This window comes from Perlucidibaca piscinae DSM 21586, assembly GCF_000420045.1.
Classification (GTDB): domain Bacteria; phylum Pseudomonadota; class Gammaproteobacteria; order Pseudomonadales; family Moraxellaceae; genus Perlucidibaca; species Perlucidibaca piscinae.
Window position 1 is genome coordinate 18,943 of the sequence record NZ_ATUE01000008.1, and the last position, 24,960, is coordinate 43,902.

Annotated in this window: 28 protein-coding genes and 1 other RNA gene; 22 read left to right on the plus strand and 7 right to left on the minus strand. The window is 64.4% G+C overall.

All coding sequences use genetic code 11. The features are described from left to right. Positions 1 to 99: 99 nt before the first annotated feature. The 7 genes from F595_RS0109280 to F595_RS0109310 all read left to right on the plus strand — a co-directional run bounded on the left by F595_RS0109280 (position 100) and on the right by F595_RS0109310 (position 5,798). Positions 100 to 867 (plus strand): glutathione S-transferase N-terminal domain-containing protein, encoded by a 768-nt coding sequence (locus tag F595_RS0109280; RefSeq protein ID WP_022956593.1) that lies wholly within the window; start codon positions 100 to 102, stop codon positions 865 to 867. 11 nt (positions 868 to 878) lie between these two features. Beyond that, complete coding sequence (locus F595_RS0109285; RefSeq protein ID WP_156873856.1) at positions 879 to 1,925, plus strand: hypothetical protein; 1,047 nt, start codon at positions 879 to 881, stop codon at positions 1,923 to 1,925. 7 nt (positions 1,926 to 1,932) lie between these two features. After that, positions 1,933 to 2,460 (plus strand): DUF2058 domain-containing protein, encoded by a 528-nt coding sequence (locus tag F595_RS0109290; RefSeq protein WP_022956595.1) that lies wholly within the window; start codon positions 1,933 to 1,935, stop codon positions 2,458 to 2,460. Positions 2,461 to 2,554: 94 nt separating this feature from the next. Beyond that, positions 2,555 to 3,454 carry a lipid A hydroxylase LpxO gene (gene lpxO / locus F595_RS0109295; RefSeq protein WP_022956596.1) on the plus strand — a complete coding sequence of 300 codons (900 nt, stop codon included), beginning with the start codon at positions 2,555 to 2,557 and terminating at the stop codon, positions 3,452 to 3,454. A gap of 63 nt (positions 3,455 to 3,517) precedes the next feature. Further along, positions 3,518 to 4,504, plus strand: coding sequence for a serine/threonine protein kinase (locus F595_RS0109300; protein WP_026913444.1), 987 nt, complete (start codon positions 3,518 to 3,520; stop codon positions 4,502 to 4,504). 91 nt (positions 4,505 to 4,595) lie between these two features. Continuing rightward, the gene (locus F595_RS13610; protein ID WP_022956598.1) at positions 4,596 to 4,925 is read left to right on the plus strand and encodes a hypothetical protein; all 330 of its coding nucleotides are present in this window, start codon (positions 4,596 to 4,598) and stop codon (positions 4,923 to 4,925) included. An 87-nt stretch (positions 4,926 to 5,012) separates the two neighbouring features. Next, on the plus strand, positions 5,013 to 5,798 hold the full coding sequence (locus tag F595_RS0109310) for a nitroreductase family protein (RefSeq protein WP_022956599.1): 786 nt from the start codon (positions 5,013 to 5,015) through the stop codon (positions 5,796 to 5,798). Positions 5,799 to 5,857: 59 nt separating this feature from the next. Here the strand turns inward: F595_RS0109310 and fadI are convergent, their stop codons facing one another. Beyond that, positions 5,858 to 7,159 carry an acetyl-CoA C-acyltransferase FadI gene (fadI, locus tag F595_RS0109315; RefSeq protein WP_022956600.1) on the minus strand — a complete coding sequence of 434 codons (1,302 nt, stop codon included), beginning with the start codon at positions 7,157 to 7,159 and terminating at the stop codon, positions 5,858 to 5,860. 213 nt (positions 7,160 to 7,372) lie between these two features. Between fadI and F595_RS0109320 the strand changes: the two genes are divergently transcribed. Both F595_RS0109320 and F595_RS0109325 read left to right on the plus strand, forming a co-directional pair. After that, positions 7,373 to 8,239 (plus strand): Tim44 domain-containing protein, encoded by an 867-nt coding sequence (locus F595_RS0109320; RefSeq protein ID WP_022956601.1) that lies wholly within the window; start codon positions 7,373 to 7,375, stop codon positions 8,237 to 8,239. A 137-nt stretch (positions 8,240 to 8,376) separates the two neighbouring features. Further along, positions 8,377 to 9,282 carry a PhzF family phenazine biosynthesis protein gene (locus F595_RS0109325; protein WP_026913445.1) on the plus strand — a complete coding sequence of 302 codons (906 nt, stop codon included), beginning with the start codon at positions 8,377 to 8,379 and terminating at the stop codon, positions 9,280 to 9,282. Positions 9,283 to 9,301: 19 nt separating this feature from the next. Here the strand turns inward: F595_RS0109325 and F595_RS0109330 are convergent, their stop codons facing one another. Then, positions 9,302 to 10,330, minus strand: coding sequence for a glycosyltransferase family 4 protein (locus F595_RS0109330; RefSeq protein WP_022956603.1), 1,029 nt, complete (start codon positions 10,328 to 10,330; stop codon positions 9,302 to 9,304). Between the two features lie 128 nt (positions 10,331 to 10,458). Here F595_RS0109330 and F595_RS0109335 point away from each other — a divergent pair, with 128 nt between their 5' ends. Further along, positions 10,459 to 11,025, plus strand: coding sequence for a phosphatase PAP2 family protein (locus tag F595_RS0109335; RefSeq protein WP_022956604.1), 567 nt, complete (start codon positions 10,459 to 10,461; stop codon positions 11,023 to 11,025). Between the two features lie 215 nt (positions 11,026 to 11,240). Here F595_RS0109335 and F595_RS0109340 read toward each other — a convergent pair whose 3' ends face one another. Together F595_RS0109340 and F595_RS13615 are read right to left on the minus strand one after the other, a co-directional pair. Further along, positions 11,241 to 13,856, minus strand: coding sequence for a bifunctional aconitate hydratase 2/2-methylisocitrate dehydratase (locus F595_RS0109340; RefSeq protein WP_022956605.1), 2,616 nt, complete (start codon positions 13,854 to 13,856; stop codon positions 11,241 to 11,243). Positions 13,857 to 13,983: 127 nt separating this feature from the next. Beyond that, positions 13,984 to 14,433, minus strand: coding sequence for a YhcB family protein (locus tag F595_RS13615; protein WP_022956606.1), 450 nt, complete (start codon positions 14,431 to 14,433; stop codon positions 13,984 to 13,986). Between the two features lie 292 nt (positions 14,434 to 14,725). On the opposite strand from F595_RS13615, the gene F595_RS13620 reads away from it, so the two are divergent. The 9 genes from F595_RS13620 to F595_RS0109390 all read left to right on the plus strand — a co-directional run bounded on the left by F595_RS13620 (position 14,726) and on the right by F595_RS0109390 (position 21,209). Then, entirely contained in the window at positions 14,726 to 15,244 is a 519-nt protein-coding gene (locus F595_RS13620; RefSeq protein ID WP_211213169.1) for an alpha/beta hydrolase, read from the plus strand. A 20-nt stretch (positions 15,245 to 15,264) separates the two neighbouring features. After that, positions 15,265 to 16,362 (plus strand): cell division protein ZapE, encoded by a 1,098-nt coding sequence (gene zapE, locus F595_RS0109355; protein WP_026913446.1) that lies wholly within the window; start codon positions 15,265 to 15,267, stop codon positions 16,360 to 16,362. A gap of 131 nt (positions 16,363 to 16,493) precedes the next feature. Continuing rightward, positions 16,494 to 16,922: a 50S ribosomal protein L13 gene (gene rplM / locus F595_RS0109360; RefSeq protein ID WP_026913447.1), complete on the plus strand. Its 429-nt coding sequence runs from the start codon at positions 16,494 to 16,496 to the stop codon at positions 16,920 to 16,922. A gap of 10 nt (positions 16,923 to 16,932) precedes the next feature. Further along, positions 16,933 to 17,325: a 30S ribosomal protein S9 gene (gene rpsI / locus F595_RS0109365; RefSeq protein WP_022956610.1), complete on the plus strand. Its 393-nt coding sequence runs from the start codon at positions 16,933 to 16,935 to the stop codon at positions 17,323 to 17,325. Between the two features lie 227 nt (positions 17,326 to 17,552). Continuing rightward, positions 17,553 to 18,143, plus strand: coding sequence for a ubiquinol-cytochrome c reductase iron-sulfur subunit (gene petA / locus F595_RS0109370; protein ID WP_022956611.1), 591 nt, complete (start codon positions 17,553 to 17,555; stop codon positions 18,141 to 18,143). 23 nt (positions 18,144 to 18,166) lie between these two features. Continuing rightward, the gene (locus F595_RS0109375; RefSeq protein WP_026913448.1) at positions 18,167 to 19,375 is read left to right on the plus strand and encodes a cytochrome b; all 1,209 of its coding nucleotides are present in this window, start codon (positions 18,167 to 18,169) and stop codon (positions 19,373 to 19,375) included. After that, positions 19,375 to 20,043 carry a cytochrome c1 gene (locus F595_RS0109380; RefSeq protein WP_022956613.1) on the plus strand — a complete coding sequence of 223 codons (669 nt, stop codon included), beginning with the start codon at positions 19,375 to 19,377 and terminating at the stop codon, positions 20,041 to 20,043. The genes F595_RS0109375 and F595_RS0109380 overlap by 1 nt, the downstream gene beginning before the upstream one ends. 116 nt (positions 20,044 to 20,159) lie before the next feature. Continuing rightward, positions 20,160 to 20,798 carry a glutathione S-transferase N-terminal domain-containing protein gene (locus tag F595_RS0109385; RefSeq protein ID WP_022956614.1) on the plus strand — a complete coding sequence of 213 codons (639 nt, stop codon included), beginning with the start codon at positions 20,160 to 20,162 and terminating at the stop codon, positions 20,796 to 20,798. Positions 20,799 to 20,801: 3 nt separating this feature from the next. Then, positions 20,802 to 21,209 carry a ClpXP protease specificity-enhancing factor gene (locus tag F595_RS0109390; RefSeq protein ID WP_026913449.1) on the plus strand — a complete coding sequence of 136 codons (408 nt, stop codon included), beginning with the start codon at positions 20,802 to 20,804 and terminating at the stop codon, positions 21,207 to 21,209. Here the strand turns inward: F595_RS0109390 and F595_RS0109395 are convergent, their stop codons facing one another. The 3 genes from F595_RS0109395 to F595_RS0109405 are packed head-to-tail and all read right to left on the minus strand — an operon-like array spanning position 21,210 to position 22,805. Beyond that, positions 21,210 to 21,815: a BON domain-containing protein gene (locus tag F595_RS0109395; protein WP_022956616.1), complete on the minus strand. Its 606-nt coding sequence runs from the start codon at positions 21,813 to 21,815 to the stop codon at positions 21,210 to 21,212. Then, a complete protein-coding gene (locus F595_RS0109400; protein ID WP_022956617.1) occupies positions 21,808 to 22,401 on the minus strand; it encodes a D-sedoheptulose-7-phosphate isomerase in 594 nt (197 codons plus the stop codon). The genes F595_RS0109395 and F595_RS0109400 overlap by 8 nt, the downstream gene beginning before the upstream one ends. Before the next feature lie 8 nt (positions 22,402 to 22,409). After that, the gene (locus tag F595_RS0109405; RefSeq protein ID WP_022956618.1) at positions 22,410 to 22,805 is read right to left on the minus strand and encodes a YraN family protein; all 396 of its coding nucleotides are present in this window, start codon (positions 22,803 to 22,805) and stop codon (positions 22,410 to 22,412) included. Between the two features lie 77 nt (positions 22,806 to 22,882). On the opposite strand from F595_RS0109405, the gene rsmI reads away from it, so the two are divergent. From rsmI to mraZ, 3 genes are all read left to right on the plus strand, one after another. Further along, a complete protein-coding gene (gene rsmI, locus F595_RS0109410; protein ID WP_026913450.1) occupies positions 22,883 to 23,746 on the plus strand; it encodes a 16S rRNA (cytidine(1402)-2'-O)-methyltransferase in 864 nt (287 codons plus the stop codon). 32 nt (positions 23,747 to 23,778) lie between these two features. Further along, positions 23,779 to 24,198, plus strand: an RNA gene (gene rnpB, locus F595_RS14285) — RNase P RNA component class A. Between the two features lie 305 nt (positions 24,199 to 24,503). After that, on the plus strand, positions 24,504 to 24,959 hold the full coding sequence (gene mraZ / locus F595_RS0109415; protein WP_022956620.1) for a division/cell wall cluster transcriptional repressor MraZ: 456 nt from the start codon (positions 24,504 to 24,506) through the stop codon (positions 24,957 to 24,959). The last annotated feature ends 1 nt before the right edge of the window (position 24,960 follow it).

Here is a 24,960-nt window from a genome sequence, read left to right on the forward strand (position 1 = left end):
CGGCCTGGGCATTTGCAGCCGGCGCACGTTTGTGGCGACTCCGCACCTGCGACCTGTGTAAACTCTGCTCCGATACCGTCCTGTCGGAGAAGCTGCTCAATGACCGTCAAGCATCAACTCAATGTTGCCAGCTCCGTGCTCGCGTCCACGCTGTCCAGCTGGCGCGGTGGCGGTGCCGGTCGCGCAGACTTCCGCCAGCCGCCGCAGGCACCGGTGCTGTACGAATTCGAAGCCTCGCCCTACTGCCGTCTGGTGCGTGAAGTGGCGACGGCACTGCATCTCGATCTCGACATTCGTCCCTGTCCCAAGGGCGGCACGCGTTTCCGTCCCGAGGCCGAGCGTCTGGGCGGCAAGCAGCAGTTTCCGCTGCTGCTGGACCCCAATACCGGCGCCATGATGTACGAGTCCGCCGACATCATTGACTACCTGTTCCGCACCTATGCCGGGCGACCCACCCCGGCGCGCTACCGTCCCAACCGCTGGCATGTCGCAGCCGGCCTCGCCAGCACGGTCAGCCGTGGTCTGCGCGGCCTCAAGGCGCTGCCGTCGCGGCCTGCCGGGCAGCCACTGGTGCTGTGGAGCTTCGAGGCCAGCCCCTATTCACGCCTGGTGCGCGAGCGCCTGAGCGAGCTCGAACTGCCCTATCGTCTCTGCAACCTCGGCAAGGAGCGCTGGCAGGACATCGGGCCAGCCACTTTCCGTCTGCAACGCGGGCCTTACACGCCGATCGCCGGCGGCAAGCGCGAGGAGTTCCTCAGGACCTACGGACGCGTGCAGGTGCCGTATCTGGAAGATCCGAACACCGGGGCCCGACTTTTCGAGTCGGAAGACATCCTCGCCTATCTCAATACCACCTACGCCCTTTGAGGCCGAGCAAGATGATGAACGTGATCACACACCCGGTGGCCGCCGCGCTTTTCGAGGCCCATGTCGAGCACACCCTGGAATTGCTGGGTGGCGACTTTCTTGCTGCGCATCTGTCCGCTGAAGTGGATGCCGGCCTCGTGCATGCCGCCCAGCTCACCCTGGGCGAGGTGGTGACGCGTGACCTGATCAAGGCCACCGTTCACACCTATGCCGTCGACATGCCGATGGCGGGCGGCATTCCCGAGCTGGTCGGTGACATTGCCCGCGCCCTGCATGCCCACCCCATGCATGACAGCACGCGACTGGCCGACCTGATCTCCGATCACCAGGTGCGCGACATCATTGCCAAGGCCGTGGAGATGCGCGAGGTGCGCGAGCAGGCCATCGAGCGCGTGCTCGGCAACCCCATCCTGTCTGACATGGCGGCCGATCTCATCTATCGCGGCATCAAGGGTTACCTGGCGCAGAGCAACGACGCCGCCAAGGCCATTCCCGGCGCCGGCACGCTGATGAGCCTGGGCAAGTCCGTGCTCAGCAAGGCATCGCCGGGACTGGAGAGGTCGCTGGATGAAGGCCTGCTCAACTATGTCCAGAAGAGCACGCGTGCCACGCTGCTGAGCAGCAAGAACGCGCTGCTGCAGCGCCTCAGTGATGAGGCCATCGAGCGTGTGGCGCTGGATTTCTGGGGCGAGATCAAGCACCAGCCGGCCAGCGTGCTGCGTGACTACGTGTCTGCCGAGTCGCTCGAGGAGTGGTTTGTCATCGGCTACGAATACTGGCGCAGCGAGCTGCGTCACACGCCGACCTATTCCGCCGTCATCAATGTCGGCATCGACTGCTTCTTCGACAAGTACGAAGGTGCCACCTTGGCGCATCTGCTCGAGGAAGTCGGCGTCACCCGCGACATGATCCTGCGCGAGGCGCTGCGGTTCGCGCCACCGGTGATCGCCGTGCTGCGCGAGCGCGGCGTGCTCGAGGACATGGTGCGCCGCCAGCTGCTGCCGTTCTATGCCTCCGGCCGTCTTGAGCACGTGCTGGCGGCACACGGCGTTCAGTAAGGGGCACATGATGGCGATCTCGCTCAAGGATCAGCTGCTCAAGGCCGGGCTGGCTGATGCCAAGAAGGCCCGTCAGGCCGATCATGCCCGGCGCCAGGCGGCCAAGGGCCGCGTCGATGGTCCCACGGCCGCCGAGCTGGCCCAGCAGGCCCGGGTCGAGCAGGCCGAGCGTGATCGCGAGGCCAATCGCCAGATCCAGCTGGCTCAGCAGGAAAAGGCGATTGCCGCGCAGATACGCCAGCTCATCGAGGTGCATCGCATTGTGCGCGGTGGCGATGTCGCCTGGCAGTTCGTCGATGCGCGCAAGGTCAAGAAGCTGCTGGTCAGCGGCGTGCAGCAGGACCAGCTGGTGCGTGGCGTGCTCGCGGTGGTGCGGCTGGGCGAGGGCTACGAGCTGGTGCCGGCGGCGATTGCCGGCAAGATCGCGCAGCGTGACGCCGCCTGCATCGTCTGCCTGAACGAGCGCAGCACGACGACCGTGGCCGAGGATGATCCCTATGCCGACTATCCGATCCCGGATGACCTGATGTGGTGATGACCGCATGAGCCTGGTGCAGACGTCGGCCGGCCATTGACAGCCGGCGCTGCCTGCCTAGAATTCCGCCGTTTTCCGCGACGGGATCTCAGCCATGAAGTGGGTCATTCTTGCGATTTTCGTGCTGTCGGCGCTCTACGTGCAGCGTCGCGGCAAGGTCAGGCATCCGTTCTTTCGCCAGTTCTTCGATCACTCCACCCTGCTTGCCCCGATCAACGTGATCATGTACTGGTTCTCCAGGGTGCCGACCACGCCCTATCTGTCCAGTGACAGCTTTCCCGACCTCAAGGTGCTGGAAGCGAACTGGGAGACCATTCGCGACGAGGCGCAGGCGCTGGCGGACAAGGGGCTGATCAGGGCCTCCGCCACGCACAACGACCTCGGTTTCAACTCCTTCTTCAAGGTCGGCTGGAAGCGCTTCTACCTGAAGTGGTACGACAGCGGCCACCCGTCCGCCATGGAGCTCTGTCCGCAGACCACACAGCTGGTGCGCGGTCTGGATTCGGTGAAGGCCGCCATGTTCACCGAGCTGCCGCCGGGCAGCCGTCTGGTGCGTCATCGCGATCCGTTTGCCGGTTCGCTGCGGTATCACCTGGGCCTGATCACCCCCAATGACGATCGCTGCTTCATCGATGTCGACGGTGAACGCTACAGCTGGCGTGATGGTGAAGGCGTGATGTTCGACGAGACCTACATCCACTATGCCGAGAACCGGACCGACGCCAACCGCATCATCCTGCTCTGCGACATCGAGCGCCCTATGACCCGGCGCTGGGCCCAGGCCCTGAATCACTGGTTCGCACGCACGGTGATGACGGCGGCCAGCTCGCCCAACACCGATGACGACAACACCGGTGCCCTCAATCGCGCCTTCCGCCATGTCTACAAGCTGCGTCTGCGCGCCAAGGCGCTGAAGAAGCAGAATCGCAGGCTCTACTACGTGCTCAAGTGGCTTATCCTTGGCGGCCTGCTGGCCTGGATCTTCATCTTCTGATGATCGGGGCCGGCTCTGACGGAGCGGTCCATGTCCAATTCTGCCGGTGCGGCCCATGGTCTCGTGGACGAGGCCTATGCCGCACTCACGCCCGATCACGTGATCCAGGCCGTGGAGTCCAGCGGACGTCGCTGCGATGCCCGTGTCTTTGCCCTCAACAGCTACGAGAACCGTGTCTACCAGGTCGGCATCGAGGACGAGGCGCCCCTGATTGCCAAGTTCTACAGGCCCGGTCGCTGGAGCGATGCCCAGCTGCGCGAGGAGCATGCCTTCACGCGTGAGCTGGCCGCCGCCGAGTTGCCGGTGATCGCGCCGCTGGCCGATGCCCATGGCGAGACCCTGTTTCGCGACGGCCCCTACCGGTTCGCGCTGTTCCCGCGCAAGGGTGGCCAGGGCCTGGAGGCGGGCGACCCCGAGCAGCTGTACCGCATGGGCCTGCTGCTCGGGCGTCTGCACGCGGTGGCGGCCTCGGGAACATTCCAGGCGCGCCCGCGGCTGACGGCCGAGCGCTATCTCGATCAGCCCCGCGAAGCGGTGCTGCAGCTGCTGCCGTCGCACTGGCTGACGGCCTATCAGGATGTGCTGGCAGGCATCCGCCATGAGGTCGAGGCCTCCGGCGTGTTCGACTGGCCCGGGCTGCGCTGCCAGGGCGACTGTCATCCCGGCAATGTGCTGTGGACGCGCGATGACGGTCCCTGGCTGCTGGACTTCGATGACTGCCAGACAGCGCCGGCGGTGCAGGATCTGTGGATGCTGCTGTGCGGTGACGAGCGCGAGCGCCGTCTGCAGCTGGACGAGCTGCTGGCCGGCTACGAGACCTTCCGCGAGCTGGATCGGCGCGAGCTGGCGCTGATCGAGCCCCTGCGCGCGCTGCGCATGGTGCATTACATGGGCTGGCTGGCCATGCGCTGGCAGGATCCCGCATTTCCGTCGGCGTTTCCCTGGTTCGGCACGGAGGCGTGCTGGAGCGAGCACGTGCAGGATCTGGGTCGGCAGCTGGAGCGCTTGCGCGAGCAGGGCCGGAATGACGGATGGCAGTCGCTGAACTGACCAGTGGTAGTGCCCTCGACGCAGGCTGGGAGTATCGTTAGCCAACTGTTGTCTGGTTATTTTCTGACCGCCAAGCGCAGGGGGCGCGCCGATGTCCGTCAGTCCGTTGCTGGAACTGCTGCAAGACTGGGAAACCGGCCAGGTATCGCGTCGTCACCGGCTGTCCCATGTGGTTGGCCTGCATCTGCACGCCACCGACCTCATCAAGCTGCGGGCCTTGGGCTCGCTGTATCAGCTCGATGAGTCGGACATCATTTCCAGCCTGCTGCATGTGGCTCTGCTGGAGCTGGAGGGCAGTCTGCCCGGTGATGCCCCGCTGGGGGCGACGGCGCTGGATCCCGTGCTCTCCGGTCATCTCGGCGGGCCGGTCACCATGCCACGCTACCTCGACAAGATCCGCGAGATTGCCCGCGGCGGCTGACTCCTGCCGATCCTTCCGTCATCTGTCGGTTTGACTCCCGCTGCCTGCTTGGCTAGTTTCGCCCATGAAACCAGTCAGGAGTCGCCCATGTCGGACGCCAGCCAGCCGGCTTCCCATCAGACCATCCTGGTCGATGGCAAGCCCCGTTACCATGAACCCGCGCCCCAGGGCATCGATGTCGAGCAGTTTCGCCAGGTGGTGACCAGCCGCCGCTCGGTGCGCAAGTTCACCCGCAAGCCCATTCCCCGCGAGGTGCTCGATGACTGCCTGGACATGGCCCTGCTGGCACCCTGTTCCTCGGGCCTGCAGCCCTGGGAGTTCTATGTCGTGCGCTCGCCCGAGAAGAAGGCGAAGCTGGTCAAGGCCTGCATGAGTCAGCTGGCTGCCAAGACGGCTGCCGAGCTCATCGTCTGTGTCGCCCGCACTGATCGCATCGATGACTTTGCCCGCAAGATGCTGCGCGAGTGGCCGATGCCGGATGTCCCCAAGCTGGTGCAGCGCTATTACCAGCTGATTCCCTACAACTACGCGCCGGGCCCGCTGAACAGCTTCGCGCTGGTCAAGAAGGCCGCCTTTGCTGCCGGCGGTCTGTTCGCCGCCGTGCCGCGCGGTCCCTACACCAGTTCCGAAGTGCAGCTCTGGGCTGCCAAGAGCACGGCACTGGCGTGCGAGAACCTGGTGCTGGCTTTCCGCGCCCACGGCTACGACACCTGCATGATGGAGGGCTTTGACGAAGTGCGCGTGCGCAAGCTGCTCAAGCTCGACGACGGCGCTTTCCCGATCATGGTGGTGGGGGCGGGTGAGCGTGCCGACGATGGCGTGTTCTGGCCTCAGGTGCGTTTCGAGCGCGAGCTCTTCGTGCACGAGGTCTGATGCCGGCAGCCCCCTCTCCGTCGGCAATCCGCTGCTGCTGACGGAGGGAGGGCAGGGTGTCAGTCCGCTTCCAGCACCATGGCGGCGCCAATGCCGCCGGCCGCGCAGGCCGTGGTCAGCGCGAAGCCGCCGCCACGACGCTTGAGCTCGTGCAGGGCCTGGGCGATCACGCGGGCGCCGGTGGCACCGAAGGGATGCCCGTAGGCAAGGCTGCCGCCATTCACGTTGAGCAGGCTGCGGTCGATCTCTCCCAACGCCTTGTCCAGTCCCAGTTCATCACGCGCATAGCGGTCACTGGCCAGTCCGCGCAGATTGCAGGCCAGCTGGCCGGCAAATGCCTCGTGCATGTCCACCAGGGTGAGGTCGGCCAGCGTCAGGCCGGCACGTGCCATGGCGATGGGGGCGGCCTTGACCGGGCCCATGAGCAGATCGTCCTGCGGTGTCTTGGCAGCAAAGGCGTAGGAGCGGATGTAGCCCAGCACCTCGCGGCCTTCGGCCTGGGCCCGCGCTTCGCTCATCAGCAGCAGGGCGGCTGCGCCATCGGTGAGCGGGCTGGCATTGCCAGCAGTGACCGAGCCGCTGCCACTGGTATCGAACACCGGCTTCAGGCGGTCGTAGCTGGCGCGTTCGGACTGCATGCGCACGAGGTTGTCCGCCTTCAGCGGGCCGGTCGGCAGATCCACCGTCATGACCTGGTCATCCAGGCGTCCTTCGCGCCAGGCGCGTGCCGCGTTGCTGTGCGAGGCGTGGGCAAGATCATCCTGCTCGGCACGGCTGACCCCCCATTTCCTGACCATCTTTTCCGTGCTCTGGCCCATGGTTTCGCCGACCGAGAACTCGGTGATCGAGGGCTGACGGGGCAGGATGTCACCGGGGCGCAGCGTTGCCAGCAGCTTCAGGCGCTCGCCAGCGGAGCGCGCGAAGCTGACATCGCGCAGGGTTGAGGAGAATTTTGCCGACATGGGCAGGCGCACGCTGCTGGTCGAGTCCGTGCCGCCGGCGATGACCACCTCGGCACTGCCGGCCAGAATGCTTTCGGCCGCGCTGGCAGCGGTCTGGAAGCTGGTGGCACAGGCGCGGGTGATGGAGTAGGCATCAAGATCGTGCAGCCCCAGCTGCAGGGCGATTTCACGCGCGATGAACGGCGCCTCCGGGATCATCACCGTCATGCCATAGACGAGCTGATCGACATCCTGCGGCCTGAGCTGGTTGCGCTTCATGAGTTCGCGCACGGCCAGCGCGCCGAGATCAATGGCACTGAGGTCGCGATAGTGCGTGGCAATGCGGGCAAAGGGCGTGCGCAGGCCGTCGACGACGGCGATGCGGCCACGGTGGTTGCGCAGGTTCTGGCGTGTGCTCATGACAGGTATCCGGGGATAGGGGCGGGAAGCGCCCGGTCAGCGGATTCTGGCAGTGCGGTGACAGCCGTCAATGACATGCCGGGGTGACCGTAATGCTCAGCACGGCATGCCGGTGGTGACGATCACTTGACTTGCCTCGCCAAGGCCTCAGACTCGCGCTGCATGGTCATGCCACAGGCATGCCGTGATTCCCTGGATTCCGAGAGAACCGAGATGAAGAAGTTGTGGGCTGTTCTGGCCATCCTGCTGTCGTTCACCCTGACCCTTGAAGCGGTCCACGCCAAGCGTCTTGGCGGTGGCAAGACCTTCGGCCGCACCTATCAGACCGCGCCTGCACCGCAGCGCCAGGATGCCATGCCGGCCAGCAGCCCGCAGCAGGCTGCCAAGCCCGCTGCCGCACCATCGACCGGCAAGGGCATGATGGGTGGTCTGCTCGGCGGTCTGCTGGCGGGCGGTCTCATCGCGGCGCTGTTTGCCGGCGGTGCCTTTGACGGCCTGCAGATCATGGATGTCGTGCTCATTGCGGCGCTCGTGTTTCTGATCTTCTTCATCCTGCGACAGCTGCGTGGCGGCGCCGGCAGGCGCCAGCCGTCCTACGCGACGGCCGCTCCGGCGGCCGCATCGGTGCAGACGCGCAACAGTGCCACGCCGGTTTTCGGCAGTGCCGCCGGCAGCCCGCGTGCCGCCGCGCCCGCAGTACCCATGAACCTGCCCCTGGGTTTTGATTCGCCGGCCTTCCTGACGGGTGCCGGCGAGCACTACCGCATTCTGCAGGCGGCCTGGAACAGCAATGATCTGGCCACGATCCGCGAGTACTGCACGCCGGCGCTCTACGATCAGCTGCGTGTCGAGCGCGCGGCCCTGCCGGCCGAGCAGCACACCGAGATCCTGGCGCTGGACGCCGATCTGGTGCGCGCCGACCAGCAGTTCGGCATGGCCGAGGTCAGCGTGCGCTTCCGTGGCCGCTACCGCGATGCCGTCGAGGGTGTCGAAGAGGACTTCACTGACATCTGGCATCTGGAGCGTGACTGCAGCAAGGCCGATGCCCCCTGGCATGTCACCGGTGTTGAAACGCTCTGAGGTCGTCGCCCGGACGGATGCCCTGTGTGTCCGTCCGGGCAATGTGCTAGCGTCGTCGTGACAGGGCCGCAAGCCCGTTGATGCCGGTCCTGCCTGTCGTGTTGACCTGTCTCCCTGGCAACGAAAGGACGAAGACCGTGGCGCTGACCTATTCCCTGCTTGACGTGTTTGCCGATGTGCCCTTCCAGGGCATACAGATCCCCGTGGTGATGCTCGATGGACAGGTGCTGAGCGAGGAAAGGAAGCAGGCCATCGCCAGCGAGTTTCCGCAGACGGAAACGGTGTTTCTCGATCCGTCATCGCATGAGTTTCCGGCCACGGTGTTCAACAGCAAGGGCCCGTGCCTGTTTGGCGCCCATACCATACTGGCCGCGTCGTATGCGGCATGTGAGCGCGGGCTGGTCAGTGACGAGGGGGCGTATTCCCGCTTCCTGCTGCGCCAGCAGCAGCAGGTCATCGAGAGCTTCATCGACAAGACCGGGAGCGGTCCGGGCACCATCCAGTTCACCCGCACCCTGAGCGCTACCCAGGATCGCTACACGCCTGAGCTGCCGCATCTGGCGGCGGCGCTCAACACCGACGAGCGTCATCTGGCCTTCAGCAAGTACCGCCCGCGGGTGGTCAGTGTCGATCAACCGGTGCTGATCATTCCATTCACCCGTCCCGAGCATGTCCTGGCCGCCAGCCTCAATCCGGCGCGCTGGGCGGATCTGGCCGGGCAGGTCTATACCTCGCAGCTGTTCCTGTTCGCGCCCGGCACGGTCACCGGCCAGTCCCAGTTCCACGGCCGCCTGCTCAATCTTGACCTGGGCCGGGACGTGTTTCCGCCCATCGGCAGCGTCATGCCCGAGTTCATCGCCTATCTGGCCGAGCAGGATGACACCGCGCAGGGCACGCACACCTTTGCCATCGATCGCGGCAGCATGGGGACGCGCAAGAGCATCCTGCATGTCGAGTTCGACAAGCGTCCGGGGCGCGAAGTGCGCTGCCGCATCGGCGGCCATGTGATCAAGATGGGGGTCGGCGAGCTGCTGCACGCCTGAGGGCCGGCCGTGGCGCTGCTCAGCAGCGCTCCAGCGTCCCGGCAACCCGGCAGGGCACCAGGTGACTCTCGAACTGGCGAGCCGCCTTTTCCCAGCTGCATGCCAGCGCGGCTGCGCGTACCTTGCCCCGGTCCAGAGAGATCGCGGCCATGCAGGCGTCGCGCAGATCCTCGCGCAGGCAGCCGCTCAGGCCTTCCTGGACCACATCCACCGGGCCGGTGACCGGATAGGCCGCAACCGGCAACCCGGAGGCCATGGCCTCGAGCATGACCAGTCCGAAGGTGTCGCTGCGGCTGGGAAACACGAAGACATCACCGCTGGCCAGCAGGGAGGCCAGCGCTTCGCCGAACCGGTAGCCCGTGAAATGTGCGTCGGGAAAGCGGCGTTCAAGCTCGCGCCGTGCCGGGCCGTCACCGATCACCAGCTTGCTGCCGGGCAGTTCCAGCGCGAGAAAGGCAGGCAGGTTCTTTTCCACGGCGAGACGGCCGACATAGACCCAGACCGGGCCGGGCAGGCCGGATGCCTCTGCCTTGGCCGGGTCGAACAGGACGGTGTCGACGCCACGCCCCCACATCACCACGTGCCGGAAGCCATGTGCGGTCAGCTCGGCACGTACCTGCGGGGTTGCCACCAGCGTGGCGCTTGCCTCGTCGTGGAACCAGCGCAGCATCCGGTACACCGCCGCTGCCGGAATGAAGGGAAAGCGCTGGTGCACGAACTCGGGAAACTGCGTGTGATATGACGTGGTGAAGCGCAGGCCGTTGCGGCGGCACCAGGCCCTGGCGGCCAGGCCCAGCGTGCCTTCGGTGGCGATGTGCACGCAATCCGGCGCGAATGCCTCCAGCAGCCGCGACAGGCGACGGCTCGGAAACAGGGGCAGGCGAATCTCCGGATAGCTGGGCAGGGGCACGGTCAGGAAGCCGCAGTCCGGCGAGAACACGGCGACCTCGTGGCCGAACTGCTCGAGCAGCTCACGGGTACGGGTCAGGGTGGTGACCACCCCGTTGACCTGGGGCGACCAGGCATCAGTGCAAACGGCTATTTTCATGCCGTGAGCCTGTCGCCTGAAGATGACAGGTGCGTAACGCTTGCGTGACGATCCGGCGACACCGGCTGTCACGCAATCATCATCGACGTGCAATCGCTTCTTAGCATGGCCGCTTCAGCATGATCGCCATGAACAAGATCAGCTCTCGCCTCGTGCTCCCCCGCAACACCGTGCTGGCGCGTTTCGACGTGCTGGAATACCGGCTTTGCCTGACCATCAACCAGACCTCGCGGCGCGAGGTGGTGCGATGCTTCTTCGCCGGTATCAGCCGCCTTGGCGATGGCGTGTTCTGGTACGTGCTGCTGGCCATGCTGGTCATCCAGGGGCCGGCGGAACAGCTGGCTGCGGCGCAGATGGCTGCCACGGCGCTGGTGGGCGTGGTCATCTACAAGCTGCTCAAGGGCAGTCTGGTGCGGGAGCGGCCATTCATTGCCCATCGCGACATTCAATGCGGCTGTCCGCCGCTGGATCGCTACAGCTTTCCCTCCGGGCACACCTTGCAGGCCGTGCTGTTCACCACGCTGGCACTGGCCTGGTTCCCGGCGCTGGCGCCCGTGCTGCTGCCATTCACCGTGCTGGTCGCGCTGTCACGTGTGGTGCTGGGCCTGCACTATCCCACGGATGTGGTCTGCGGCGCCCTGATCGGCTATGGCCTTGCGCAGGCGTCTCTGGCTTGGTGGCCGGCTCTGGCGTGACCTGATTTGCGGGAGTGGCGGGGCGGGTGAGCGACTGGAAACATCCGAGGCATGGATGCCGAGGAGAGCCCCAGGGAGGGGTTCACGCGGTTTCCAGGCGCTCATCCGCCCCCACCACGTTGCGCTAAGCAAGTGCCAGCCATTTCTGAAAACCCCAGTCCCAGAAAGCGAAAAGCCCGGCACATGGCCGGGCTTTTCGCATTACCGGGTCAGGATCAGGTCAGCTGGGCGACGTTGATCTTGTCGGCTTGTTCCGTGTACTCGCCCATCTTGTCGAAGTTCAGGTAACGGTAGATGTCACCAGCCATCGAGTCGATCTTGCCGGCGTACTCCATGTACTCGGCAACGGTGGGCAGCTTGCCCATCACGGCGGCGACGGATGCGAGCTCTGCCGATGCGAGGTAGACATCGGCGCCCTGACCGAGACGGTTCGGGAAGTTGCGGGTCGAGGTCGAGACGCAGGTGGTGTTCGGCGCGACGCGCGCCTGGTTGCCCATGCACAGCGAGCAGCCCGGCATTTCGGTACGGGCACCGGCGCGGCCGTAGATGTTGTAGTAGCCTTCCTCCATCAGCTGGTGCTCGTCCATGCGGGTCGGAGGAGCCAGCCACAGGCGGGTGGCGAGCGAGCCGCCTTCCACCTTGTCGAGCAGCTTGCCGGCGGCACGGAAGTGGCCGATGTTGGTCATGCACGAACCGATGAACACTTCATCGATCTTCGCGCCGGCGACCTGGGACAGCGGCTTGGCGTCGTCCGGATCGTTCGGGCAGCACAGGATCGGTTCCTTGATCTCGTTCAGGTCGATCTCGTAGACCGCAGCGTACTCGGCGTCAGCATCGGCACGCAGCAGCGACGGGTTGGCCAGCCACTTCTCCATGGCCTCGATGCGGCGAGCGATGGTGCGGGCGTCACCGTAGCCCTGCGAGATCATCCACTTCAGCATGGTGATGTTCGAGGTCAGGTATTCCTTCACCGAAGCTTCCGACAGGGTGATCGAGCAGCCGGCGGCGGAGCGTTCGGCCGACGCGTCGGAGAGTTCGAAGGCCTGTTCCACGGTCAGATCCTCGAGACCTTCGATCTCGAGGATGCGGCCGTTGAAGACGTTCTTCTTGCCCTTCTTCTCGATGGTCAGCTCACCACGCTGGATGGCCGCGTAGGGGATGGCATGGACCAGGTCGCGCAGGGTGATGCCAGGCTGCATCTTGCCCTTGAAGCGGACCAGCACGGATTCCGGCATGTCCAGCGGCATGACGCCGGTGGCTGCGGCAAAGGCGACCAGACCGGAGCCGGCCGGGAACGAGATGCCGATCGGGAAGCGGGTGTGCGAGTCGCCGCCGGTGCCGACGGTGTCGGGCAGCAGCATGCGGTTCAGCCAGGAGTGGATGATGCCGTCGCCCGGACGCAGCGAGACGCCGCCACGGTTCATGATGAAGTCCGGCAGCGTGTGGTGGGTGTTGACGTCGACCGGCTTCGGGTAGGCGGCGGTGTGGCAGAACGACTGCATCACGAGACCGGCGGAGAAGCCCAGGCAGGCCAGATCCTTCAGTTCGTCACGGGTCATCGGGCCAGTGGTGTCCTGGGAGCCGACGGTGGTCATCTTCGGTTCGCAGTAGGTGCCCGGGCGCACGCCCTGGCCTTCCGGCAGACCGCAGGCACGACCGACCATCTTCTGGGCCTGTGTGTAGCCCTTGCCGGAGTCGGCTGGCTGCACCGGCATGCGGAACAGGCTCGAGGGCGCCAGGCCCAGCGATTCGCGTGCCTTGGCGGTCAGGCCACGACCGATGATCAGGTTGATGCGGCCGCCGGCGCGCACTTCGTCGAGCAGGACCGGGGTCTTCAGCGGGGCCTTGGCGATCTCGGCACCAGCCTTGAATGCGGTCACGGTGGCGGTGGCGTGGTCGATCTTCAGGACGATCTCGTCACCCATGCCCATCTGGCCGACATCGAGCTCGATCGGCAGGGCGCCGGCGTCTTCCATGGTGTTGAAGAAGATCGGGGCGATCTTGGAGCCGATGCAGACGCCACCCTCACGCTTGTTCGGGATGTGCGGGATGTCGTTGCCGAAGAACCACAGCACCGAGTTGGTGGCGGACTTGCGGCTGGAGCCGGTGCCGACCACGTCGCCGACGTAGGCGACCGGGTTGCCCTTGGCGATCAGGCCCTTGATCTGGGTCAGCGGACCGATTTCCTGCGGCTTTTCCGGGGTGATGCCGTCGCGCGTGTTCTTCAGCATGGCGTTGGCATGCAGCGGGATGTCCGGACGGCTCCAGGCGTCCTGCGCCGGGGAGAGGTCGTCGGTGTTGGTTTCGCCGGTGACCTTGAACACGGTCAGCGTGATCTCGGTCGGCACGTCCGGACGGCCGGTGAACCATTCGGCGTCAGCCCAGGACTGCAGTACGGCCTTGGCATTGGCATTGCCGGCCTTGGCCTTTTCCTCGACATCGTGGAAGGCGTCGAAGACCAGCAGGGTCTTCTTCAGGGCTTCGGCGGCGGCAGCACCGAGTTCGGCGTCATCGAGCAGACGAATCAGCGGTTCGACGTTGTAGCCGCCGAGCATGGTGCCGAGCAGATAGACAGCACGTGCCTTGCTGACCAGCGGCGAACTGGTTTCGCCCTGGGTGACGGCAGCCAGGAAGGCGGCCTTGACGTAAGCGGCCGGGTCAACGCCAGCAGGAACGCGGTTTTCCAGCAGGTCGACCAGGAAGGCTTCCTCGCCGGCGGGCGGGTTCTTCAGCAGTTCGACGAGTGCAGCGACCTGCTTGTCATCGAGGGGCTTCGGGGGAACGCCGAGGGCGGCGCGTTCGGCAACGTGTTGACGGTAGGCTTCGAGCACAGTGTGTGTCCTCAATCGGGCGGGAGGAGCCCTGTCGCCGACCGTTTGCCGAGTGGGGCAGAAGCCGGAGGCAGGGCGAGAAAACGGTTGAAAAGTCTAGCGGAAAGCCCTCTGGAAGGGTAGGTCATTACTTGAAGCCGAACCGCTCGTCGAGCATGCCCTTGTCGCTGGGCTGCTTGGTGGCGTAGTCGCGCGGCGGCTCGAAGTCGGCCAGGTCGGCACTGTCATGACCATAGGAATGGTAGTGCAGTGACGGATTCACCGGGCTTTCAAGGCGCTGGAAGTTGTTGGCCGGATTGTCTTCGCTGGCCCGGCGCGGGTTCTCGCAGAGCGTGCGGGCGCCATCGACCAGATGCTGATGCATGTCGCGGTAACGCTGGGTCAGCTCGTTGACCAGCTCGGCCGAGTGCTCGAAGTGCGAGGCCACGGCATGCTGGTAGTTCTCATGCCGGCCCTGCAGGTCGGTGAGCAGGGTTTCCAGTTCCTTGACGCGCAGATCGGATGGCTGGCGGCGGGCATAAAGAAAGCCGGCGCCAGCGCCCAGCACGAAAAAAAGAATATGCAGCAATACCGTCATCAGATGTCTCCAGGTCCGGACGCAGCCGGAGTTTGCCGACGTGCGCGTTGGCGCAGGCCGCGTGTCGCTATACCATGCCGTCCTCGATTGCAGCCCCGGGAGGGACGGCCAGGTGACTTGCCAGCACGCAGAAGACTGCCTTGGGCAGCCAGGAGAGAGGGCCATCCTGATTCCGGGAGCTGCGGGCGGGCTCGAGGCGGTTCTGAGTGTGCCTCAGAGCGCGTTGGAGGGCACGGCTTTTCCGACAATAGTGGCAGTGATCTGCCACCCTCATCCACTGATGGGGGGCACCATGCAGAACAAAGTCGTGTTCACGCTGCATCGTGCCTGTCGCGACCTGGGCATGGCCACGATACGCTTCAACTTTCGCGGCGTGGGTGCCAGTGCCGGGGGCTATGGCGAAGGGGTTGGCGAGCAGGAGGATCTGCTCGCCGTGCTGGCCTGGCTGGACACGCTGCCGCAGCGTCCGGCACTGGTTCTGGCCGGTTTCTCGTTCGGCTCCTGGGTGACGGCGTCGGTGCTGGCGCGTGTGCAGGCGGCTGGCTGGACATTGCGTGCCGCATTGCTGGTGGCGCCGCCGGTGACCCGTTTCCCGCTCGATGACCTGGTGCTGCCGCCAGTCACCCGCGCGATCTACGGAGATGCCGACGAGGTGGTTGATCCGGTGGCCATGGCGGACTGGTTGAGGCGCGCTTTGCCGGCCGAGGCGGTCACCTGTCTGGCTGGGGCCGGTCATTTCTTTCACGCGCGCCTGGGTGAATTGAAAGACTGGGCGACGCGGTGTATTCAGAACAGTGGTGTCAGGGAGTGAGCACAACGATGTCATTGAACATGGGGCCTCTGCAGCGCTACGAGTCCGAGCTCGCGGAGCGCGGATACCAGCCGGATCCGGCGCAGCGCGCTGCGGTGGAGGCTCTTGATGGCGTCCATCAGGTGCTGCTGCAACGCTACGAGCGTGCGCAGCGGGTGCGCGGTCCGGCGCGCCTGCGCGAGATCAAGCGCCAGAAGGTGCCGGCCCAGGGGGTCTACCTCTGGGGTGGGGTGGGGCGTGGCAAGACCTGGCTGATGGATCTGTTTTTCGACACGCTGCCGTTCCGTCGCAAGCTGCGCATCCATTTCCACCGCTTCATGCAGCAGGTGCATCATCAGCTGGCCGAGCTGCAGGGCATTGCCGATCCGCTCACCGAGGTCGCCGAGCGTCTGCACAAGGATGCCGTGGTGATCTGTTTCGACGAGTTCTTCGTCACCGACATCGGCGACGCCATGATTCTCGGCGGTCTCTTCGAGCGCCTGTTCGCCCGTGGCGTGACCCTGGTGGCAACCTCCAACATCGTGCCTGACAGGCTGTACGAGAACGGCTTGCAGCGTCAGCGCTTCCTGCCCGCGATCGCCCTGGTCAAGCAGCATTGCCAGGTGCTCAATGTCGACGCCGGCATCGACTACCGCCTGCGCGTGCTCAGCCGTGCCGAGCTTTATCACGAGCCGCTGGATGGCGCTGCCGCCGCCATGCTGCGGACGAACTTCGACGAGCTGGCCCAGGGCATGGCATCGAGTCACGAGCCGATAACGGTGAATGCACGCCAGATCGCCGTGGTGCAACGTACCGAGGACACGCTCTGGGCCGACTTTGCCGAGCTCTGCGAGCAGTCGCGCAGTGCGCATGACTACATCGAGCTGGCGCGCGAGTACCATACCGTGCTGCTGTCGGCGGTGCCGGCCATGGGGGCGGAGAATGACGATGCGGCCCGCCGCTTCATCAATCTGGTCGACGAGTTCTATGATCGAGGCGTCAAGCTCATCATCACGGCTGCCGTTCCGCTGCTTCAGCTCTATGGCCAGGGCAGGCTGAACTTCGAGTTCCAGCGCACCCTGAGCCGGCTGCAGGAGATGCAGTCGCACGAGTATCTTGCCCGTGAGCATCGGCCCTGAGTGTCGCCGGCAGAAAAACTTCGCTGCTGGCGGTTGCACAGGGGCGAGTCCTTGGGTACTATTCGCGACCTCATTGCGGCGGCCTGAAATACGGGTGGTCGCCAAACTTGATTTTTTGAAGGCATGTTGACATGAAGACTATCAGTGCCAAGCCCGAAACCGTGAAGCGCGACTGGTTCGTCGTCGATGCCAACGGCAAGACGCTGGGTCGCTTGGCGTCCGAGATCGCCCGTCGCCTGCGCGGCAAGCACAAGCCGGAGTTCACTCCGCACGTGGATACCGGCGATTACATCGTTGTCGTGAACGCTGCCCAGGTGGCAGTCACCGGCAACAAGATGCAGGACAAGATGTACTGGCACCACACCGGCTTCCCGGGTGGCATCAAGGGCGTGAATCTGGACAAGCTCATGGCTCACCGTCCGGAAGCCGCGCTCGAGATCGCCGTCAAGGGCATGCTGCCCAAGGGCCCGCTGGGTCGCGACATGCTGGCAAAGCTGAAGGTGTACGGTGGTGCTGAGCACCCGCACGCCGCGCAGCAGCCGCAAGAACTGAACATCTGAGCAGAGCATCATGACTGTGCAAGCTAACTATGGTACCGGTCGTCGCAAGACGGCAACCGCTCGTGTCTTCCTGAGCCCGGGCGCTGGCAACATCGTCGTCAACGACCGTCCGCTGGACACCTACTTCGGTCGTGAAACCGCTCGCATGGTGGTTCGTCAGCCGCTGGAGCTGGTTGAGCTGCTGAGCAAGTTCGACATCAAGGTCACCGTCGCTGGTGGTGGCATCGGTGGTCAGGCTGGCGCCATTCGCCATGGCATCACCCGTGCACTGATCGAGTACAACGAAGAACTGAAGTCGCCGCTGCGCAAGGCCGGCTTCGTGACTCGCGACGCCCGCGAAGTCGAGCGCAAGAAGCTCGGCCTGCGCAAGGCGCGCAAGCGTCCGCAATACTCCAAGCGCTGATCTCCGGCGTTTGTCGAAAGGGCCTGCAGACTTCCGTCTGCGGGCCTTTTTCGTTTTTGTCCAAGGCCCCGTTCGTCGGTTGGAAGCCGCATGTTTATTGGCTTTCCGGCAGATCGTCCGCCTTGTCACTGGAAAGTGATTTCATTACCATTAGTGGGCTTTTTTCTCGCTCTGTCAGTGGTCTGCAATGTCGCTGACGGCCCAAAGCTGATTCGGAGAGTGCGTCAATGAGTACTGACGGCGTAAACATGGATCGCCGGCGCTTGCTGCTGGGGACGACTGCAGCCCTCGGGGCGGTAGGCGTCGCGGCAGTTGCCGTGCCATTTGTCAAATCCTGGAACCCGAGTGCCAAGGCGAAAGCCGCCGGTGCTTCTGTCGTGGCCGACATCAGCCAGCTTGAGCCGGGTCAGCGCGCTGTCTTCGAATGGCGTGGCAAGCCGGTCTGGGTGGTGCGTCGCACGCCCGAGATGATCGCCAACCTGAAGGCGGTCGAAGGCGATCTCAGCGATCCCAACTCCGACGTTGAAGATCAGCAGCCGGCCTACGCGAAGAACGCGACGCGTTCGATCAAGCCCGAGATTCTCGTGCTGACCGGCATCTGCACCCACCTGGGCTGCTCGCCGCTGTTCCGTCCGGAAGTGGCTGCCGCCGATCTCGGTGCCGACTGGAAGGGCGGTTTCTTCTGCCCCTGCCACGGTTCCCGCTTCGACCTCGCGGGCCGTGTCTTCAGTGGCGTTCCGGCGCCGACCAACCTGGTGGTGCCGCCGCACATGTACGAAAGCGACAAGGTCATCATCATCGGTGAGGAGAAGGCCTAATGGCAAACATCGGCAAGAGCCTGATGGGCTGGGTGGATGCGCGCTTCCCCGCGACTGAAACCTACGAATATCACATGTCGAAGTACTACGCGCCGAAGAACTTCAACTTCTGGTACTTCTTTGGCGTGCTGTCGATGATCGTGCTGGTCAACCAGCTGGTCACCGGCATCTGGCTGACCATGTCCTACAGCCCGACCGGCGAGGACGCCTTCGACTCCATCGAATACATCATGCGTGACGTCGAGTACGGCTGGCTGCTGCGCTACATGCACTCCACCGGCGCGTCGGCGTTCTTCGTCGTGGTCTATCTGCACATGTTCCGCGGTCTGCTCTACGGCTCCTACAAGAAGCCGCGCGAGCTGGTCTGGCTGTTCGGCATGGGCATCTACCTGGTGCTGATGGCGGAAGGCTTCTTCGGCTACCTGCTGCCCTGGGGCAACATGTCCTACTGGGGTGCCCAGGTGATTCTCAACCTTGCCGGTGCCGTGCCGGTGGTGGGCGAGGAGCTGGTGACCTGGGTGCGCGGTGACTACCTGATCTCCGGCATCACCCTGAACCGTTTCTTCGCGCTGCACGTGGTGGCCCTGCCGCTGATCCTGGTGGCCCTGGTGTTCATGCACCTGGTGGCGCTGCACCATGTCGGCTCGAACAACCCGGACGGCGTCGACATCAAGAAGGTCAAGGGCGAGGACGGCATTCCGCTCGACGGCGTGGCCTTCCACCCGTACTACACCGTGCACGACCTGGTCGGCATCGTGGTGTTCCTGGCAGCCTTCTCGGCGGTGATCTTCTTCTTCCCGGATGGCGGCGGCTACTTCCTCGAGCGTCCCAACTTCGAGCCGGCCAATCCGCTGAAGACGCCTGACCACATCGCGCCTGTCTGGTACTACACGCCGTTCTACGCGATCCTGCGTGCCGTGCCGTCCAAGCTCGGTGGCGTGATTGCCATGGGTGCCGCGATCGCGATCCTGTTCGTGCTGCCGTGGCTGGACAAGAGTCCGGTGCGCTCGATCCGCTACAAGGGCACGCAGAGCAAGATCTGGCTGACCCTGTTCGTGATCAGCTTCGTCGGTCTCGGCTACCTGGGTGCGGTGCCGTCGGATCCTGTGCGTACCCTGTTCTCGCAGATCTTCACCCTGATCTATTTCCTGTTCTTCCTGCTGATGCCGTTCTACACCTCGATGGAAACGGTGAAGCCGGTTCCTGATCGTGTCACCGGAGGGGCGCACTGATGAAAAAGCTGATTCTGTCGCTCCTTCTGGTGCTGTCGCCTGCTGCTGCCATGGCAGCAGCAGGTGGTGGCTGCGGTACGTTGCACGAGTGCGAAAAGGCGCCGGTCAATCTGCATGACAAGGCCTCCCTCCAGCATGGTGCCCAGCTCTTCCTGAGCTACTGCTCCGGCTGCCACAGCGCCAAGTACATGCGTTACGAGCGCATCGCCCAGGATCTGGAGATCGATCCCAAGCTGGTCGAGCAGTACATGATGTTCACCACCGACAAGATCGGTGATCCGATTGATGCCAAGGTCAACCCCAAGGACCAGGCCAAGTGGTTCGGCAACGCACCGCCTGACCTGTCGCTGGAGACCCGTTTCCGTTCGCCGGACTGGGTCTACACCTACCTGCTCAACTTCTACCCGGATGACAAGCGCCCGTTCGGCGTCAACAACCGGGTGTTCAAGGACGTGGCGATGCCGCACGTGCTCGAACCGCTTGAGCGCAAGCTGGGTCCGGAAGCCTATGAAGAGGCGGTGGGCGATCTGGTCAACTTCATGACCTACATGGCCGAACCGATTCGCGCCACGCGTGAACGCATGGGCTTCTGGGTGCTGCTGTTCCTGGGCATCCTGTTCATTCCGGTCTATCTCCTGAACAAGGAGTTCTGGAAGGACATCAAGTAAGCGCAAGCCTGCCCTCGTGACGCGAGGGCGGTCCGGCGGGACGCAAGGGGGACACTTCAGGGTGTCTCCCTTTTGTCTTTTCTAGTCCCTGGCGCGTGCAAGGGGAGGAGTGAGGTATGGGTATCGTGGCAAGGCGTGCGTCCATGACGTTCTATTCGGACGCGGCAGATCACTACAGTCACCGTGTTCGTTTCGTGCTGGCTGAAAAGGGGGTTTCGGTGGACGTGATCCAGGTGACCGATGCCAACCGGCCTCATGACTTCGCTGACCTCACGCCGTACAACACGCTCCCCGTGCTGGTGGACCGCGAGCTGTCGCTGTACGAGACCCGCATCATGATGGAGTATCTCGACGAGCGCTTTCCGCATCCCTCGCTGCTGCCTGTGTATCCGGTGGCGCGGGCGCAGGCGCGTCTGCTCGCCTATCGCATCGAGCGTGACTGGTGTCCGCAGGTCGACCTGCTGCTGGCTGGCGGCGGTCGCGATGCCGCGATGCAGAAGGCACGCAAGATCCTGCGTGACGACTTGGTGACCATTGCGCCGGTTTTCGACGAGAAGCCCTTCTTCATGAGCGACGAGCTGTCATTGCTCGATTGCATGCTGGCACCCATCCTCTGGCGTCTGCCGGTACTGGGCATCGAGCTGCCGGATCGTTCCTGCCGCGGCCTGCTCAAGTACATGGACCGGGTGTTCCGCCGCGACGGTTTCCTTGCCAGCCTGACCGATATTGAGCGCGACATCCGGCGCGGGGGCTGAGTCATGGCGATGCAGGGAACGCGACCGTACTTCATCCGGGCCATTCACGACTGGATCGTGGATCGCCAGTGGACGCCCTATCTACTGGTGAATGCCGAGTGGCCGGGTACCGAGCTGCCCCGGGCCTATGTCGAGGACGGTCGCATCGTGCTCAACATCGGGCCGAATTCTGTGCGTTATCTGCAGCTGGGCAATGACGAGATCACTTTCTCGGCACGTTTCGGCGGGCAGCCGATGCAGGTGAGGGTGCCGATTGCGGCGGTGCTGGGCATCTATGCCCGGGAAAATGGCGAAGGTCTGTTCTTCGATGGCGATGAGTACGAGCCACTCCCGCCGGTCACGGATGGTGCCGGCGGCAGCGGCAGCGAGCCGGAAGCAAAGCCCCGGCCTGCCTTGCGCGTGGTGAAGTGATCAGCGTGCGTCCGGGCCCGGATCGGGCAGGATGTCGACAATCTTGACGATGCGCTTGACGCCATCCAGTGCCTGCAGACGCACGATGGCGCGATCGGTTTCGCGCTGGGTCAGCTTGCCCATCAGATAGAGCGTGCCGCCGACGGCAATGACATTGGTCTGGCCGCTGTGCACGCCATCGGCGGTGCCGAGGCTGACATTGGCCTTGGACTCCAGCAGGTTGTCGATGCTGCGCTCGCCAAAGGTGCGCGTCGGGCCGATGCTGAGTTCGTTGTGCACCACCTGGATGTCAGGATAGCTGCGTGCGATGTCGGCAATGCGATCCTTCAGGGTCTGATCCTGGACTTCGCCGGTGAGCAGGGCGGCCTTGTAGAACACGGTGACCTCGATGCGCGCATCGCGGGCGGCCGGAATGTCGCGGTAGATGTCGCGACGTATGGCCTGGCCCAGACTGATGTCGTTCAGGCGCACGCTGGTGGTGCGCGAGCCGGGGTCGGCAACATCGGGACCGACGCCGAGCTTGGCGAGAGTGGTGCAACCGCTCAGCGGCAGCAGCAGGGTGCCGGCAACCAGGCCGGCAAGCAGGGAATGACGGGGGCTAGACAAGATCTGGGTCTCCAAACAGGGCGGTATCGATTAAGGCGCAGCAGCAGTGCAATGTAAACAGCTGCGCCTCGTGCACACGGTAGGTGCGGCTTTCGGGCATCGCGATCAGGATGTCGCGTTCATGCAGGATGTGCTGCAGGTCGCCACCGCCACTGCCGGTCAGGGCGATGACGGGGCAGCCACGCTCGTGGGCGGCGGCAACCACGTTCAGGATGTTGGCGGCCGTGGCGGTGGCCGACAGCACCACCAGCACGTCTCCGGGTTGCGCCAGGGTCAGAAACGGACGCGAGAACGATTCGGTGAGGCGGTTGTCCTGCGCCAGCGCGCTCAGCGTGATGCTGTCCGGCGCCAGGGTGTAGGCGGGCAGTGCCGGGCGTTCGTGTTCGAAGCGGTTGAGCAGCTTGCTGACAAAGGACTGGGCATTGGCGCCGGAGGCACCGTTGCCGCAGCAGATCAGCTTGTGCCCGCTGACCAGGGCATCCACCATGACCATGGCGGCCTGCTCGATGCTCCCGGCCTGTTCTTCCGCGAGACGGGCCAGCATGGTCATGCTGTCCTGGCAGAGTTGCACGATGCGTTCTTGCATGGGATTTCCTAAGCGGCGGCAAATGCGCCGCGTATCCAGTGGCATTGCCAGTGTGGCGGCAATCCGGTCAGCCCGAAGACATCAAACCGCATGGCCCGGATCTGGTTGACCGGGTGACAGGCGAGAAAGTGACGGGCGGTGACAATCAGGCGACGCTGCTTGCTGAGGGTGACCGAGGCCAGTGCACCACCATAGGCCAGGTTGCGTCGCCAGCGTACCTCGGTGAACACCAGCACATTGGCAGTGGACAAGGTTATCAAGTCAATCTCGCCAGCGCGACAGTGATAGTTGCGTGCCAGCAGATGGTGGCCCGCCTGCAGCAGCCGGCGCAATGCATGATCCTCGGCGACACGTCCCTGGCATTGCTTGGGCGAGCCTGCAGCGAGACGGTGATGGCTTTTCATGGCGTGCTCCTGCATTCCGGTCCGCATTAACGGATAGACTCTGCGCATCGTTTGCGCCACCTCGCCCGAGACTCGCCATGACCCCCGGAACCCTGTATGTCGTTGCCACTCCGATAGGCCATCTGGATGACATGACGCAGCGCGGCCGCGAGGTGCTGGCCGATGCCTCCCTGGTGGCGGCGGAAGACACGCGTCATTCCGGGCGTCTGCTGGCGGCCTACGGCATCGAGCGTGCGCTTACGGCCGTGCACGATCACAACGAGGCAGACCGGGTGCCTGACCTGCTGGCGCGACTGCAGTCCGGCGACAGCGTGGCACTGATTTCGGATGCCGGGACGCCGCTGATCAGCGACCCGGGCTATCGCCTGATTGCTGCTGCGCATGAGCATGGCGTGCGGGTGTCTCCGGTGCCGGGACCCTGTGCCGCGATTGCCGCCCTGAGCGCGGCAGGCCTGCCCAGTGACCGCTTCCTGTTCGAGGGCTTCCTGGCCGCCCGCACGGGGCCGCGGCGTGCGCGTCTCGCTGAGCTGGCTGAGCTGCCGCATACCGTCATCTTTTACGAGGCACCACACCGTATTGCCGAGACCCTGCAGGATCTGGTGGCGGAATGGGGGGGCGAGCGCCAGGCCACGCTGGCGCGCGAGCTGACCAAGACCTTCGAGACGGTGCGTCGCGCCACGCTGGCCGAGCTCGCGGCCTGGGTGGCCGAGGATGCCAATCAGCAGCGCGGCGAGATCGTGCTGGTGGTGGCGGGGGCGCCAGCGCGCACGCTGGACGACCAGCGCCTGCTGGCGCTGGATCAGGTGCTGTCGGTGCTGGTTGGCGAGTTGCCGGTGAAGCAGGCGGCCGGGCTGGCAGCGCAGCTGTTCGGGCTCAAGCGCAATGCGCTTTATGACCGTGCCCAGGCGCTGAAACAGGCGGCGGCGAAAAATTCACCTTGAGTTCGCTGGCGCCTGCCCGTAAGCTCCGCGCCGGAGTCGGCCGGACGGTCGCTGCCGCCGCAAGGCGGGGGAGGAAAGTCCGGGCTTCGCAGGGCAGAGTGCCAGGTAACGCCTGGGCGGCGTGAGCCGACGGAAAGTGCAACAGAGAGCAGACCGCCGATGGCCCGATGTCCGCGAGGACACTTGTCGACCGCAAGGTTGACAAAGTGCTCCTGCACCGCCGCAGGCGGCGAGGATGGAGGGATCAGGCAAGGGTGAAACGGTGCGGCAAGAGCGCACCACGAGTCTGGCAACAGACCGGTACGGCAAACCCCACTCGAAGCAAGACCAAATAGGTGTCCAGACGCGTGGCCCGCGCGGGACACGGGTAGGTTGCTTGAGCGCACCGGCGACGGTGCGCCTAGAGGAATGACCGTCCTCGACAGAACCCGGCTTACAGGCCGACTCCACCTCATTTCCTCATGTCTAATGTTTGTAAGCCCTTTTCGCATATAGCTAAAAATTCTAGCTATCGCGAGACCATAAGGTGTGCATTAGAACTGTCTTGTAACCTATTGATTTAATTGGTTGCCATTCTGTGCATCAGCTTTCTGCTGATGCTGTAACTTATTGATATTTAATGACTAATAAAGACTTATAACTGTCTTGATTGTCCTTGACGCTCCCGCGTGCGCTCCCTATATTTCTCCAATGGTGGGGGAAAGTGTGGGTTTGTGGTGTTTTCTGGAAAACCCGCCCCCAGCCAAGGGATGACAGCATGTTTCGTGGCTACGACGAATTGACCATGGACGCGAAGGGGCGGATCGGCTTGCCGAGCCGCTACCACGATCGCGTGCTGGCCGAGTGTCAGGGCAGATTTGTCCTGACCGTCGACCTGCGCGAACCCTGCCTGGTGCTCTACCCGCTGACCGAGTGGGAGGCCATCGAGGCGCGCTTCAATGCCCTGCCGGGTGCCAACCCGCAAATTGCCCTGCTCAAGCGCCGCATCCTCGGCTATGCCACCGAAATCTCCCTCGACAGCGCCGGCCGCTTTCTGGTCAGCCCGGAGCTGCGCCAGTTTGCCGGTCTTGATCGTGCCGTGGTGCTGACCGGTCAGGGCAAGAAGTGCGAAATCTGGCACAAGGCGGCCTGGGATGCCCTGCAGGCGCAGATTCTGGCGGCCGACTTCTCGGCTGCCGAGCTCGCGCAAGCGATCGACACTCTGGCGCTCTGAC

Excerpts from the sequence above, each read along its gene's own strand:
- F595_RS0109280 (WP_022956593.1), top strand. The coding sequence starts at position 100 with ATGACCGTCAAGCATCAACTCAATGTTGCCAGCTCCGTGCTCGCGTCC.
- F595_RS0109285 (WP_156873856.1), top strand. The coding sequence starts at position 879 with ATGATGAACGTGATCACACACCCGGTGGCCGCCGCGCTTTTCGAGGCC.
- F595_RS0109290 (WP_022956595.1), top strand. The coding sequence starts at position 1,933 with ATGATGGCGATCTCGCTCAAGGATCAGCTGCTCAAGGCCGGGCTGGCT.
- lpxO (WP_022956596.1), top strand. The coding sequence starts at position 2,555 with ATGAAGTGGGTCATTCTTGCGATTTTCGTGCTGTCGGCGCTCTACGTG.
- F595_RS13610 (WP_022956598.1), top strand. The coding sequence starts at position 4,596 with ATGTCCGTCAGTCCGTTGCTGGAACTGCTGCAAGACTGGGAAACCGGC.
- F595_RS0109310 (WP_022956599.1), top strand. The coding sequence starts at position 5,013 with ATGTCGGACGCCAGCCAGCCGGCTTCCCATCAGACCATCCTGGTCGAT.
- fadI (WP_022956600.1), bottom strand. The coding sequence starts at position 7,159 with ATGAGCACACGCCAGAACCTGCGCAACCACCGTGGCCGCATCGCCGTC.
- F595_RS0109320 (WP_022956601.1), top strand. The coding sequence starts at position 7,373 with ATGAAGAAGTTGTGGGCTGTTCTGGCCATCCTGCTGTCGTTCACCCTG.
- F595_RS0109330 (WP_022956603.1), bottom strand. The coding sequence starts at position 10,330 with ATGAAAATAGCCGTTTGCACTGATGCCTGGTCGCCCCAGGTCAACGGG.
- F595_RS0109335 (WP_022956604.1), top strand. The coding sequence starts at position 10,459 with ATGAACAAGATCAGCTCTCGCCTCGTGCTCCCCCGCAACACCGTGCTG.
- F595_RS13615 (WP_022956606.1), bottom strand. The coding sequence starts at position 14,433 with ATGACGGTATTGCTGCATATTCTTTTTTTCGTGCTGGGCGCTGGCGCC.
- F595_RS13620 (WP_211213169.1), top strand. The coding sequence starts at position 14,726 with ATGCAGAACAAAGTCGTGTTCACGCTGCATCGTGCCTGTCGCGACCTG.
- zapE (WP_026913446.1), top strand. The coding sequence starts at position 15,265 with ATGGGGCCTCTGCAGCGCTACGAGTCCGAGCTCGCGGAGCGCGGATAC.
- rplM (WP_026913447.1), top strand. The coding sequence starts at position 16,494 with ATGAAGACTATCAGTGCCAAGCCCGAAACCGTGAAGCGCGACTGGTTC.
- rpsI (WP_022956610.1), top strand. The coding sequence starts at position 16,933 with ATGACTGTGCAAGCTAACTATGGTACCGGTCGTCGCAAGACGGCAACC.
- petA (WP_022956611.1), top strand. The coding sequence starts at position 17,553 with ATGAGTACTGACGGCGTAAACATGGATCGCCGGCGCTTGCTGCTGGGG.
- F595_RS0109375 (WP_026913448.1), top strand. The coding sequence starts at position 18,167 with ATGGGCTGGGTGGATGCGCGCTTCCCCGCGACTGAAACCTACGAATAT.
- F595_RS0109380 (WP_022956613.1), top strand. The coding sequence starts at position 19,375 with ATGAAAAAGCTGATTCTGTCGCTCCTTCTGGTGCTGTCGCCTGCTGCT.
- F595_RS0109385 (WP_022956614.1), top strand. The coding sequence starts at position 20,160 with ATGGGTATCGTGGCAAGGCGTGCGTCCATGACGTTCTATTCGGACGCG.
- F595_RS0109390 (WP_026913449.1), top strand. The coding sequence starts at position 20,802 with ATGGCGATGCAGGGAACGCGACCGTACTTCATCCGGGCCATTCACGAC.
- F595_RS0109400 (WP_022956617.1), bottom strand. The coding sequence starts at position 22,401 with ATGCAAGAACGCATCGTGCAACTCTGCCAGGACAGCATGACCATGCTG.
- F595_RS0109405 (WP_022956618.1), bottom strand. The coding sequence starts at position 22,805 with ATGAAAAGCCATCACCGTCTCGCTGCAGGCTCGCCCAAGCAATGCCAG.
- rsmI (WP_026913450.1), top strand. The coding sequence starts at position 22,883 with ATGACCCCCGGAACCCTGTATGTCGTTGCCACTCCGATAGGCCATCTG.
- mraZ (WP_022956620.1), top strand. The coding sequence starts at position 24,504 with ATGTTTCGTGGCTACGACGAATTGACCATGGACGCGAAGGGGCGGATC.